Raw genomic sequence first — 12,359 nt, forward strand, 5'->3', positions numbered from 1 at the left:
TCAGAAATTGAAGTAGATGAAGGGATTATAGGTCCCCTTGATGATGAAGCTGGCCGACACCAGAAAGATGGCAGCCGCCAGGACGGCGTAGCCCAGGTCGGGCAGAATGCTCCGGCTGCCCGCCAGCTTGTCCCGCAGCTTTGGGGCCACCGGCGCGGAAAAGACGGCGCCCGCCAGCAATACCGTCCAGTTCTCCCGGAAAAACAGGCCGGCTTCATCACTCCACAGCCCGGCGCCCCGGCCGAACATGGCTGCCAGGAAGCCCGCCGCCTCCCCCAGGCTGTCCGCCCGGAAGAGCACCCAGGCGAAGTTGACCATCAGGAAGGTGAACAGCCACCGGCACACCGCCGGCCAGCCCCGGCCCAGGTGCCCGTATTTCTCCAGCACCAGCAGCACGAAGTAAAACAGGCCCCAGGCGATAAAGGTCCAGTTGGCCCCGTGCCAGATGCCGGTGAGCAGCCATACCACGAACAGATTGCGAATATGCTTTGCCTTGGAGGATACCCGGCTGCCCCCCAGGGGGAAGTAGACATAATCCCGGAACCAGGTGGACAGGGAGATGTGCCACCGCCGCCAGAACTCGGTGACCGACTTGGAGATATAGGGGTAGTTGAAGTTCTCCAGGAAGTGGAAGCCGAACATCTTCCCCAGACCGATGGCCATATCGGAGTAGCCGGAGAAGTCGTAGTAGATCTGCAGGGTGTAGCACAGGGACCCCAGCCAGGCATAGGCGGTGGTCAGCTTGTCCACGCCCCCCAGGTCAAAGGCCCGGTCGGCCACCAGGGCCAGCTGGTTGGCCAGCAGCACCTTTTTCGCCAAACCCACGATGAACCGGGCACAGCCGGCGGAGAAGTCGTCCCAGGTCTCCCTCCGGTTGTCGATCTGGTCGGCCACCGTCTCATACTTGACGATGGGGCCGGCGATGAGCTGGGGGAAGAAGGAGATGTACAGCCCCACCTTCAGGGGGGAACGCTGGACATGGCCCCTCCCCCGCTGCACGTCCAGCACATAGCTCAGGGCCTGGAAGGTGAAGAAGGAGATGCCGATGGGCAGCTCGATGCCCGGGATCACAAAGGACGCACCCAGATGATTCAGAATACCTAAAGTAAATGTCAGGTATTTAAATACGAACAGGATACCCAGATTGAACAGAACCGCCATCAGCACGGGCACTTTCGTGCCCGTGCCCACGGACTGTCCGTGGGCCACCCACAGGCCGAAGCCGTAGTTGACCACGATGGAGAGCATCATCACCAGCACGAACCAGGGCTCTCCCCAGGCGTAAAACACCAGGGAGGCCAGCAGCAGGAAGATATTCTGGGCCTGCCGCCACCGTCTCAGGAACAGATAGTAGACGATGAGCACCCCGGGCAGGAACAGAAACAGAAACACAGAACTGGAAAAAAGCACGCAGCCGCCTCCCCTCAGTTCCCGGCGGGAACCAGCTCGATCCAGTAGCCGTCCGGGTCCTCGATGAAGTAGACCCCCATGTCCGGATTCTCAAAGCAGACGCACCCCATGGCCCGGTGCTGCTCCAGCAGCTGGTCGAAGCGGTCGGTGCGGAAGGCCAGGTGGAATTCCTGCTCCCCCAGGTCGTATGGCTCGCTCCGGTCCCGCAGCCAGGTCAGCTCCAGCCGGAAATCGCTCTCCCCGTCCCCCAGGTACACCAGCTTGAAGGAGCCGTCCTCGGCCTTCTTCTCCTCCACCGGCGTCAGCCCCAGGGCCTCCTTATAAAAGGCCAGGGACCGCTCCAGGTCCAGTACGTTGAAATTGAAATGGTCAAATCGCAGCATGGTCGTTTCTCCTTGTTGATTGATATTACATGCCTTCGGCAATCCTTCGGCCCGTAGGGGTGGCGGCCAGACAACCCCACGAAATATTCCATTTCGCGGGGACCCCTTTTTTCACTTGCGCGGCAGAACTGAATTCCGCCTTGCGCCAAGGTTTTTGCTTCGCAAAAACGCTTGTACGCGCCACTCGGCGCGATAGGGCGGCCTGGCCGCTACATACCCTCGGCAATCCTTCGGCCGGTGGGCGTGGCGGCCAGGCCGCCGCCGCCGGTCTCCCGCAGGGAGGCGGGCAGGGCCTCCCCCACTGAGCGCATGGCGTCGATGACCTCGTCGCAGGGGATGGCGCTCCCCACGCCGGACAGGGCCAGCTCGGCACAGGACAGGGCGTTCATGGCCCCCATCACGTTGCGGGTGACGCAGGGCACCTCCACCAGCCCGGCCACCGGATCGCACACCAGGCCCAGGGTGTTGGCCAGGGCCAGGGCGCAGGCGGCGGCCATCTGCTCCCCGGTGCCCCCCATCAGGTGGACCAGGGCGGCGGCGGCCATGGCGGAGGCGGAGCCCACCTCGGCCTGACAGCCCCCCTCCGCACCTGAGATGGAGGCCCGGGTGGCGATGACCTGTCCGAAACCGGCGGCCACATAGAGGGCCTGTACCATCTGCTCGTCCTTCAGGCCGTCCCTGGCCTGGAGGGGCAGCAGCACCGCCGGGAGCACCCCGCTGGAGCCGGCGGTGGGGGCGGCCACGATGCGCTTCATACAGGCGTTGCACTCCCCCGTTTTCAATGCGGCGGCCATCACCTGCCGCAGGAAGGGGGGGCACAGGCCGGGCCCTTCCCCCTCCAGCAGGGCCCCCGCCCCGCCGGTGAGCCCGCTGTGGGACCGGGCGGCGGGGTCGTACTCCGTCACCGGGGGGGCCATGGCCGCCCACAGGGCGGACATCTGGTCCAGGGACTTCTGCCGGTCCACGCCCCGGTCCTTGCAGTCGTCCTCAAGCACCGCCTCCCACACCGGGCGGGTGCGGGCCGCCGTCAGCAGCCCTTCTATGGATGAAAAAGCCATGTTATTCCTCCTCCGGGGTCAGACAGGTGACCCGCTGGATGCCGGGGCAGGCCCGCAGCTCCTCCACCGTTCCGGGCCACACCGGCTGGTCGCTCTCGATGACCATGACGGCCAGGCCCCCCCGGCTGTTGCGGTAGAGCTGCATGGCCGCGATGTTCACCTGCCGTCGGGACAGGATGGCGGACACCTCCGCCACCATACCGGGCCGGTCCTCGTTGCGGATGATGAGGGTGGGCAGCTCCCCGGTAAAGCTGGCGTCCAGCCCGTCGATGGAGCACACCTTCACCCGGCCGCCCCCCAGGGAGGAGGCCACCACCTCCAGCTGCTTGCCCCGGGCGTCCTCCACCCGCAGCAGCACGGTGTTGGGGTGGACCCCCCGGAGCACCGTCTTGCCCACAGTCAGGGCCATCCCCGCCTGGGCTGCCAGCTCAAAGGACCGGGGCAGCCGGGGATCGTCGGGCCGCATGCCCAGCAGCCCCGCCGCCAGAGCCTTGTCGGTGCCGTGGCCCGCGCCGGTGGCGGCGAAGGAGCCGTGGAGCAGCAGCTCCGCCTTGACCGGCTGGCTCCCCAGCAGCTTGCGAGTGATGAGCCCGATCCGGGCCGCCCCGGCGGTATGAGAAGAGCTTGGCCCCACCATAATGGGGCCCATAATGTCAAAAATGTTCACTCGTTTCCCACCTCCCGCCGGTCAATGGTGTTCTTCATTGGCCTTTTTGTCGATAAATTCAGGCCGCAGCTTACTATAAACGATTTTCTGCTCGCTGTACAGCCCGTAATAGCCGGACAGCATGTAGGACACCGCCAGACACACGGCGAACAGGCACAGGCTCTGGCCGGTGAACAACCCCAGGCTGTCCCCGGCAAAGAGCTCCAGGGCCAGCAGCAGGGAGCTGATGGGGCAGTTGGTAACGCCGCAGAACACACACACCATGCCCAGCCCCGCCCCAAAGGAGGGGTGGAGCCCCAGCAGGGGGGCCACGGTGCAGCCGAAGGTGGCGCCGGTAAAGAACACCGGCACGATCTCGCCGCCCTTGAAGCCCGCCCCCAGGGTGATGGTGGTGAAGAGCATCTTGAAGAAGAAGGCCTCCGGCCGGGCCTCACCGCCCACGGCGGCGTGGATCACCGCCTCCCCGGCGCCGTTGTAGTCGTAGCTGCCCGGGTTCCAGATCCACACCAGGAAGGTGAGGCCGATGACCAGGGCGCCGCCCACCGCCGCCCGGACATTGGGGCCCGGCAGATACTTCTCATACAGATGGGGGGCGGCGTGCATCAGCCGGCAGAAGAAGATGGACAGCAGGGCGAACAGGATGCCCATGCCGATGACCTGGAGCAGGGTGAGGGCGCTCAGGTTGGGGATGCCCTCCAGGGTAAAGGAGGTGGCGGGCACGTCAAAGGCCTGGGCCATCCACAGGCCCACGATGGCGGACAGGATACAGGGCACCATGGCGGCGTAGTAGAGCACCCCCACGCTGGTGACCTCCATGGCGAACATGGCCGCCGTCAGCGGGGTGCCGAACAGGGCGGAAAAGGCGGCCGCCATGCCGCACATGGTGATGATCCGGCTGTCCTTGTCGTCCAGGCGCATCCACTGACCGATCTTGGAGGAGATGGAGCCGCCGATCTGGAGGATGGCCCCCTCCCGGCCGGAGGAGCCACCCAGCAGGTGGGTGATGATGGTGGAGAGGAACACCAGCGGCGCGGTGCGCAGCCGCAGGGGCTTGTTCTCCCGCACCGCCACCAGCACAAAGTTGGTGCCCCGGTCCCCCGCCATGCCGCACACCCGGTAGAGCTGCACGATGGCCACGCCCCCCAGGGGGAGCAGAAGGAGCAGCAGCGGATGGGCGTGGCGCAGGTTGGTGACGGCGGAAAAGGCATAATAAAACGCCGTGGCCACTCCGCCGCACACCACACCGCAGATGGCCGCGAAAATCAGCCATTTGACAAAGGTAACAGCCTGGTCTGCCTGGTGGAACCGCCCCGGCGGGCTCTGCTGGATTGCTCTCATTTCTTCTCATCCTTCCCCTTTGCGCTGGGGCTATTATATCATGGATACCAACTTTTTTCCTCATTCTTATGGATTTTTTTCAGAGCTGTGCTATACTGATTTTTGTATAAACATTTCGATGCGATTCATTCAGAGGAGGAATTACTTTGCAACCCCCATTATGGCCTTCGCTCCTGCTGCAGGTCATACTTTTACTGCTGACCGCTTTTTTCGCAGCCGCTGAGCTGTCCATTCCCGCTCCCGATGAGGGGGAGCTCCGCCATCAGGCCGAGGAGGGCGACGGAAAAGCCGCCCGGCTGCTCAAGCTGATGGCCCGCCCGGTGCGCACCCGCACCACCATCCAGCTGTGCGTCACCCTGTGCGGCTTCTTTTCCGCCGCCTGGGCCGTTCTGGCCTTCGGCCTGCCCCTGGGCCGGTGGGCGGTAAACCAGTGGGAACTGACCGGCGGCAGCGCCCATGCCGTCCGGACCCTGGCCGCCGTTCTGGTCACCCTGATCGCGGCTCTTATCGTCATGGCCTTCGGGTACCTCATCCCCCGCCGGGTCTCCCTCCACCGGGGGGAGCAGGCCGCCCGGCTCACCTGCGGGGCGGTGGCCGCCCTGTCTGTCCTGCTGCTCCCTCTCACAGCCCTGCTGGAGGGGATCAGCGGTCTGGTGCTCCGCCTGCTCCACCTGGACCCCCACCCCGACCGGGCCCCGGTGTCCGAGGAGGGCATCCGCAAGATGGTGGACATCGGCGAGGAAAAGGGCGCCATCGAGAGCGACGAGAAGGAAATGATCGAGAACATCTTCGAGTTCAACAACATGACCGCCGAGGATGTGATGGTCCACCGCACCGACATGGTGATGATCTGGGTGGACGACACGGCGGAGGAGATCGAGCAGACCATCGAGAGCTCCGGCCTGTCCCGGTTCCCGGTGTATGAGGAGGACGCCGACGACGTCATCGGCATCCTGAACACCCGGGAATGGCTGCTCAACACCCGGAAGGACCAGCCCAAGCCTCTGCGGGAACTGCTCCGCCCGGCCTATTTCGTCCCCGATTCGGTTCGCACCGACGTGCTGTTCCGGGATATGCAGAGCAAGAAGGTCCACCTGTCCATCGTGGTGGACGAGTACGGCGGCACCGCCGGGCTGGTGACCATGGAGGACCTGCTGGAGGAGATCGTGGGCAACATCTACGACGAGTTCGACCCCCAGGAGGACCAGGAGATCATCCCCCTGGGGAATGACCGCTGGCGGATCGCCGGCTCCGCCGAGCTGGAGGACATCGGTACCGCTTTGGGGGTGGAGTTCCCCGAGGACGAGGAGACCGAGACCCTGGGCGGCCTGGTATTTGCCCAGCTCAGCGTGATCCCCGAGGACGGCAGCCACCCTGAGGTGGAGGCCTACGGCCTGCACATCCGGGTGGAGGAGCTCTCCGAGCGGCGGGTGGAGTGGGCCACCGTCACCAAGATCGCCCCCGCCCCGGCGGAGGAACCCGCTCCGGCCAACTGAGCCGGCCTGTCGTCCCGCATTGCGCACAAGAAATACCCGCGGCCGAGATTGGAACCCGGCCGCGGGTATTTTTTGCCGTCACACGGCGGTCATTCCGCCGTACTGCCGGCTGTGTTGCTGATTGGCACCATAGTCGTAAAATTATCCCACACAAAGGCCTTGAGCACAGCCCCTTCAAAGCCTGTCAGGGTACCTCCGAAGGTATAGGTCTTTCCCTGCTCAAAATCACCCTGCATGAAGATAAAGTCGGAAAGAGCCCCCTCTCTGCTGTACAGGGCCAGGATGATGATTCCCTGATCGGTATCGGTGTTTTTGGTCACGCTCACCGACGCCCGGAATTTTCCGCCGGCGGAGGGGCTGCCGGACACTGAGCTGACGGTATAATCATATCCGGCGGCGGAAACCGGCTCAAATTTCAGCTCTATGATGGCGCTCTTGTTGAAGTTCTCCACATACGCCTCCGCCGTACCTCCCGCCGTGCCGTGGACGGTAAGGGCATTGTAGGTGGAAATGGCGTAATATTCGATGTCGGTCACACTGTCGGGAATGTACACGTCCTTCAGCTGGTCGTTCAGATAGATGGCCGACTCCAGGATCCGCTCCACCCCGTCGGGAACGTAGTAGGCCGGGTCCGGCTTGCCGGCGGGATACTGGATCAGCACCGTCTGGTCCTTGCTGAACAGCACCCCGTCCCGGGCGGAGTAGGCCGGGTTGGCGGCGTCAATGGTGATGGCCTCCAGCGCCGTACAGCTCCCCATGGCTTCGGCGCCGATCTCCGTCACCGAGGCGGGGACAAACAGCTCCGTGATATTGGTGTAGGCAAAGGCGTAGTCCGCCAGGGCGGTGACCCCGCTGCCGATCTCGATTTCGGTGATCTCGTCCCCGTACTCGATCCAGGGGGCCTCATAGCCGTCATAGCTCATGGCCCCGGTGCCGGAGATGGTCAGCTTCCCGTCCATCAGCGTCCAGGTCAGGTCGGCTCCGCAGGCGCCGCCGGGATTCTGGGGCTCCACCGGCTCGGCTGTCACGGTGACCTGACAGGTGGCGGTAAAGCCGCCGTCCTCCGAGGTGGCGATAATTGCCACCGTACCTTCTGAGACGCCGGTCACCACACCATTTTCCACCGTGGCGGTGGATTCGTTGGAGCTCCGCCACGTCACTGTCTGGTTGGTGGTGCCCTGGGGCGTGAACACGGGCCGCAGGGTGATTGTCTCCCCCTCCTGCACGGTGGCCTCCGCCGGGTCAAGGGCCAGGCCCGCCGCATGGATGGTGACCGACTTTTCATTGCGCAGGTAGGGATACCCGTCGTTGACGTTTTCATCCATGGCCCAGACCTGCTCAAAGTCCCAGCCGGTGTAGTTGCTCTGCATCTTCATGGCCGTCGTGGTTCTGGGGAACATCTGATAAAATTCGTCAGATTCCCAGGAATAGATTCCCGGCAGGTCCTTGTCGTAATAGCAGCTCTCATACTGGGCGGTACTGGTCCCGATCCATCTGGTGAAGCCCCAGAACTCATGGTAGGAATATTCCCCTTCCGAGGCGGAGTAGCAGTTTTCAATGGTGCCGTAATTCCGCTGGGCAAAGCAGGCAGTATAATAGCCGTAGGAACGATTGCCGCTCTCAATGCTGAAGGTGAACAGCAGCCGGGCGTAGCTGTTTCTGATCACACCGCTGGAGGTGTTGAAGGAGACCATGCCGCCGCAATCCGAGTGGCCCTGTGTATGGGTGTTGTGCATGACCAGATGGATGGTCCCCTTCACGGAACAGTTTTCGATGGTACCGCTGTTTTCAAAGACCAGCATGGCCCCGCCCAGCTGGCAGGATTCAAAGGTGGCCTGGCCCTCCAGGTGCAGATTTTTGATGGTACCCGTATTCTCCTTGATAAAGGCCGCCTCATTGGGATCGTAATCCTCTTTGTCGTAGATCTCCAGCCCGCTGATGGTGTATCCGTTGCCGTCCAGATTGCCGGTAAATTTCACCACCGGCGTCCACTGGCTGGTAAGGACCACATTGTCCGTCAAAATCCAGTATGCGTTGGGAAAATCCCCCAGCATCCGCAGCTGTTCCTCGTTGGAGATCTGAAACGGCATTGTCTCGGTCCCCGCCCCTTGCAGGCCGCCGCCCGCCGCCTGAGCCGGAGCAAACTGGACCAGACACAGCAGGATGGAAACTGTCAGGGTAAACAGAAGGGAACGCCTTGCTCTTTTCATCTGATCATCATCCTTCCTGAATCATGCTGGATGCTCTTCCATATTTTATAAGTAAAAGTAAGTATAAGGTATTTTTCGTTTTGTGTCAACTTTGCGGAACAATCCTTTTTTCTTCTTTCTGTGACAAATCCGCCGCCCCGCTCGTATCTGAAGTGAAGGCATTTCGACAAGGGGGGACGCCCATGGACAAAACCAGTTTCACCGCCGCGGTGGAGCGCTATCAGGACACGGTCTACCGGGTGGCGCTCCACGTCCTGGCCAGCCCGCAGGACGCGGACGACGCGGTGCAGGAGGTCTTTCTCCGGCTGTACACCGCCCAAAAACCCTTCCAGGGGGAGGAGCACCTGCGGCGGTGGCTGCTGCGGGTGACGGTGAACTACTGCCGGGACGTGCTGCGCAGCCCCTGGCGGAAGCGGCGGGCCTCCCTGGATGAGGTTCCGACCCAGCCGGTGTTCCAGGAGCCGGAGCAGGAGGCCCTGTATCAGGCGGTAATGGCCCTGCCGGAGATCTACCGCATCGTGCTGGTGCTGTTTTACTACGAGGAACTGTCGGTGCGGGAGATCGGGAAGCTGCTGGACCTGGAACCCTCCACGGTGACCACCCGGCTGTCCCGGGCCCGGTCCAAGCTGAAGGAACAGTTGGGGGAGGTGTGGCAGGATGACTAACCGGGAATTCTATCAGGAGACCTTCTCTCAGGTCCACAGCTCCGTCCCCATCCGCTGGGAGGACTTTGAACAGCGGCGGAAGCCCCGGCGGAAGAAACCCGTCCGGCGGCTGTGGCTGCTGGCGGCGGCAGTTGCCCTGCTGGCCGCCCTGTCCGCCGTGGCGGTAGCCGCCCATCTGATGGGCCTGCGGGATCTGGTGCTGCCCCAGGGGCAGTCCGACCCCTCGCCCCAGCAGTCCGTACAAGAGGATGTTCTCAGCCTGTCCGGCTATCTCGACACCCCCGAGAGCCAGGCCCTGGCGGAGTGGAACGATTTCCTGTCCTCCTATGACCCGGACGGCGCCATCCTCAGGGTGGTGGGCAACTACACAGACCCCGCACTGGCCAAATACAGCTGTTACATGGTGTACACCCAGGAGATGGCGGACAAGCTGGAGGAGATCGCCGCCAAATATCACCTGACCCTCCACACCTGGGAGCATGTGGTGGAAACGCAGGACGACTGGATCGCCCTGTTGGGGGATTTTCTGGGGGACAACACCGCCTATTCCGGCCCCATGGCGGAGGACGGCACCTTCCACTATGACGGATACCTGGACACCGGCAGCGGTACCCGGCTGGACTACCAGTTCCGCCGCAGCGTCAAGGGCACCCTCAACGACGTATATTTTACGGTGGACGATCTGTCCGCCTATGAGGAGTGGTACTACAAGACCGACGAGGGCCGGGAGATCACCCTGGATCTGGGACCGGGCCGGGGCTTCCTGCTCACCGACCTGGGGGACAGCTTCATCTCCGTCACCGTGCTGGAGGGCACCGACCAGGGGGTGACCAAGCAGGACATGAAGGACCTGGCGGACAGCTTCGACTACTCCCTCCTCACCCCCGCCCGGCCCCTGGATGAATCCCTCCGGGAGACCCCGGCCCAGGAGAGCGGCCAATCCGGCTCTGACCTGCCCGGGTCCATTGCCGGGGTACTGGCGGCGGAGGGCGTCTTTTATGATGCCCCCCACAACGGCACCACCACCCTGCTCCAGTATCTGGACAGCCGCGCCCCGGCCCACAACCGGCTGGCGGCGGACTCCTTCGCCGCCATTGACCTGGACGGGGACGGCAGGAGTGAGGCGGTGGTGCTGCTGACCCTGGACACGGGAGCCGACTACGGCTGCCTGGTGCTGCGGCAGGGGGAGGACGGCACCGTATACGGCTACACCCTGGCCAGCGGGGAGCTGACCGGCCTAAAGGTGGACGGCACCTACTCCTACTCCTATGACACCTCCAGCGGGTTCGGCCGGATGATCTTCTCCAACACCGACATCTCGGGCACGATCCAGCACGACTGGGCCACCGCGCCCAAGGGGTCGGCGGATACCACCACCGGCGGCGACGGCACCGTAAGCACCGACTGGTACCTGGACTACCAGTCCGTTACCCGGGCGGACTACGAAGCCGCCCTGGCCATCCAGCAGAGCAAGGAGGATGTCTCCTGGCATTTCCTGTACGAGATACAGGCTCCATAAGCAGCAAAAAGGGCGGCCCATCGGGCCGCCCTTTTCTCATACCTTATGCCTGGAGAAATCGTTCCACCGCGTCTGTGGCCTGGGTGAGGAAGTCCCCCTCCATGTCCAGCCACAGCACGTCCCTGTCCTTTTTGAACCACACCACCTGCCGCTTGGCAAAGCGCTTGATGGCCCGGCCCAGCTCGTCCTTCAGCCCCTCCAGGGTGGGGATTTTGCCGGTGAGATACCAGAGGATGTAGCGGTACTCCAGCCCCAGCCGGTCCAGGAACTGGTCGCTCACCCCGGCGGCGCGGAGGTTTGCCACCTCGTCGATCATGCCCGCGTCGATCCGTGCCTGGAGCCGCTGGTCGATGCGGTCACACACCACCTCCCGGGGGAAATTCACCCCCAGCAGCAGGCAGTGGTACCGGGGGCAGGCCTTGGGGGCCTCCCACCCGCCGGACAGGGCTTTCTCCACCGACCGCATGAGCCGGTGGCGGTTGTTCTCCTCCCCGCCGGTGAGGGTGACGCCGGTCCTCTCCCGCAGGATGGCATACAGCTCCTCGTTGCTTTTCTGCTCCAATTCCTCCCGCAGGGCGGGGTCCGGCTTGCTGTTGGAAAAGACGAAACCCTCGGTGACGGAGCGGACGTACAGCCCGGTGCCCCCCACCAGGATGGGGGTTTTGCCCCGGGCGATCACATCGTCGATGGCGGCGTAGGCCGCCGGCTGGAAGTCGGCCACGGAGTAGGTTTCGCCCGGCTCCACCACGTCCAGCATGTGGTGGGGGATCCCCTCCATCTCCTCCTCCGTCACCTTACCGGTGCCCAGGTCCAGGCCCTTGTACACCTGCCGGGAATCGGCGGAGATCACCTCGCCGTCAAATCGCTTGGCCAGCTCCACACCCAGGCCGCTCTTTCCGCAGGCGGTGGTGCCCAGCACCACCACCAGCTTGGGCAGGCCCCCGGTCATACCTGGTCTCCGTGGACGATGGCCCCGAAGTCCTGGAAGGGCAGCAGCACCCAGATGGCCCGGCCCAGCACGTACCGCTGGTCCACCGTGCCCAGGGTCACGTCCCGGCTGTCGGAGGAGTGGTTGCGGTTGTCCCCCATGACGAAGATGGACCCCTCGGGCACCACCACGTCGGTGAGGCTCTCCCCCATAGGCTGCATCATGGGCTCGTTGATATAGGGCTCGTCCAGCACCTCGCCGTCCACCGTCACGGTGCCGGCGGCGTAGTCGATGACCACGTGCTGGCCCCCGGTGGCGATGACCCGCTTGACGATGGGGCCGTCGGCGGCGTCAAACTCCTTGGTGAGCACCACCACGTCCCCCTGCTTGGGGGTGTATCCGATACTCTGGAGGAGCAGCATGTCCCCGTTGTGGAGGGTGGGCACCATGGAACTGCCCGACACGCCGATGATCCGTCCCACAAAGGTGAACACCAGGATCAGCAGCACCAGGGCGGCCACCAGCGCCTGAAGCCAGAAGTACAGATCCAGCTTCAGGGAGTCGCTGCTGGACAGCTCCTCCTTTTTCTCCAGCTCCTCATGTCTGTCAAGTCTCAATCTGATCAGCTCCATAACCCGTGAATAGACCAATTATAATGCACAAAAACCCCGATTGCAAGGGAAGA

The 12,359-nt window shown here is 63.6% G+C and carries 11 protein-coding genes; 3 read left to right on the plus strand and 8 right to left on the minus strand.

The features are described from left to right. The 5 genes from E0E41_RS08815 to E0E41_RS08835 all read right to left on the minus strand — a co-directional run bounded on the left by E0E41_RS08815 (position 1) and on the right by E0E41_RS08835 (position 4,856). A complete protein-coding gene (locus E0E41_RS08815) occupies positions 1-1,410 on the minus strand; it encodes an MBOAT family O-acyltransferase (protein ID WP_130869595.1) in 1,410 nt (469 codons plus the stop codon). A 14-nt stretch (positions 1,411-1,424) separates the two neighbouring features. Next, positions 1,425-1,793, minus strand: coding sequence for a VOC family protein (locus E0E41_RS08820; RefSeq protein ID WP_130869596.1), 369 nt, complete (start codon positions 1,791-1,793; stop codon positions 1,425-1,427). Positions 1,794-2,002: 209 nt separating this feature from the next. Further along, entirely contained in the window at positions 2,003-2,851 is an 849-nt protein-coding gene (gene sdaAA, locus E0E41_RS08825; protein WP_130869597.1) for an L-serine ammonia-lyase, iron-sulfur-dependent, subunit alpha, read from the minus strand. A 1-nt stretch (position 2,852) separates the two neighbouring features. Then, a complete protein-coding gene (sdaAB, locus tag E0E41_RS08830; protein ID WP_130869598.1) occupies positions 2,853-3,518 on the minus strand; it encodes an L-serine ammonia-lyase, iron-sulfur-dependent subunit beta in 666 nt (221 codons plus the stop codon). A gap of 21 nt (positions 3,519-3,539) precedes the next feature. After that, positions 3,540-4,856, minus strand: coding sequence for a chloride channel protein (locus E0E41_RS08835; protein ID WP_130869599.1), 1,317 nt, complete (start codon positions 4,854-4,856; stop codon positions 3,540-3,542). 146 nt (positions 4,857-5,002) lie between these two features. On the opposite strand from E0E41_RS08835, the gene E0E41_RS08840 reads away from it, so the two are divergent. After that, positions 5,003-6,352 carry a hemolysin family protein gene (locus E0E41_RS08840; RefSeq protein ID WP_242623741.1) on the plus strand — a complete coding sequence of 450 codons (1,350 nt, stop codon included), beginning with the start codon at positions 5,003-5,005 and terminating at the stop codon, positions 6,350-6,352. Positions 6,353-6,441: 89 nt separating this feature from the next. Here E0E41_RS08840 and E0E41_RS08845 read toward each other — a convergent pair whose 3' ends face one another. Further along, a complete protein-coding gene (locus E0E41_RS08845; RefSeq protein WP_130869601.1) occupies positions 6,442-8,562 on the minus strand; it encodes an Ig-like domain-containing protein in 2,121 nt (706 codons plus the stop codon). Between the two features lie 182 nt (positions 8,563-8,744). Between E0E41_RS08845 and E0E41_RS08850 the strand changes: the two genes are divergently transcribed. Both E0E41_RS08850 and E0E41_RS08855 read left to right on the plus strand, forming a co-directional pair. After that, a complete protein-coding gene (locus E0E41_RS08850; RefSeq protein WP_130869602.1) occupies positions 8,745-9,227 on the plus strand; it encodes an RNA polymerase sigma factor in 483 nt (160 codons plus the stop codon). Continuing rightward, entirely contained in the window at positions 9,220-10,746 is a 1,527-nt protein-coding gene (locus tag E0E41_RS08855; protein ID WP_130869603.1) for a hypothetical protein, read from the plus strand. The genes E0E41_RS08850 and E0E41_RS08855 overlap by 8 nt, the downstream gene beginning before the upstream one ends. Before the next feature lie 43 nt (positions 10,747-10,789). Here E0E41_RS08855 and miaA read toward each other — a convergent pair whose 3' ends face one another. Both miaA and lepB read right to left on the minus strand, forming a co-directional pair. Beyond that, a complete protein-coding gene (miaA, locus tag E0E41_RS08860; protein WP_130869604.1) occupies positions 10,790-11,695 on the minus strand; it encodes a tRNA (adenosine(37)-N6)-dimethylallyltransferase MiaA in 906 nt (301 codons plus the stop codon). Further along, complete coding sequence (lepB, locus tag E0E41_RS08865; RefSeq protein WP_130869605.1) at positions 11,692-12,306, minus strand: signal peptidase I; 615 nt, start codon at positions 12,304-12,306, stop codon at positions 11,692-11,694. The genes miaA and lepB overlap by 4 nt, the downstream gene beginning before the upstream one ends. Between the last annotated feature and the right edge of the window lie 53 nt (positions 12,307-12,359).

The sequence above is a fragment of the Intestinimonas massiliensis (ex Afouda et al. 2020) genome, assembly GCF_900626285.1.
In the GTDB taxonomy this organism is placed as follows: Bacteria; Bacillota; Clostridia; order Oscillospirales; family Oscillospiraceae; genus Flavonifractor; species Flavonifractor massiliensis_A.

Excerpts from the sequence above, each read along its gene's own strand:
- E0E41_RS08820 (WP_130869596.1), bottom strand. The coding sequence starts at position 1,793 with ATGCTGCGATTTGACCATTTCAATTTCAACGTACTGGACCTGGAGCGG.
- sdaAA (WP_130869597.1), bottom strand. The coding sequence starts at position 2,851 with ATGGCTTTTTCATCCATAGAAGGGCTGCTGACGGCGGCCCGCACCCGC.
- E0E41_RS08835 (WP_130869599.1), bottom strand. The coding sequence starts at position 4,856 with ATGAGAGCAATCCAGCAGAGCCCGCCGGGGCGGTTCCACCAGGCAGAC.
- E0E41_RS08845 (WP_130869601.1), bottom strand. The coding sequence starts at position 8,562 with ATGAAAAGAGCAAGGCGTTCCCTTCTGTTTACCCTGACAGTTTCCATC.
- E0E41_RS08850 (WP_130869602.1), top strand. The coding sequence starts at position 8,745 with ATGGACAAAACCAGTTTCACCGCCGCGGTGGAGCGCTATCAGGACACG.
- E0E41_RS08855 (WP_130869603.1), top strand. The coding sequence starts at position 9,220 with ATGACTAACCGGGAATTCTATCAGGAGACCTTCTCTCAGGTCCACAGC.
- miaA (WP_130869604.1), bottom strand. The coding sequence starts at position 11,695 with ATGACCGGGGGCCTGCCCAAGCTGGTGGTGGTGCTGGGCACCACCGCC.
- lepB (WP_130869605.1), bottom strand. The coding sequence starts at position 12,306 with ATGGAGCTGATCAGATTGAGACTTGACAGACATGAGGAGCTGGAGAAA.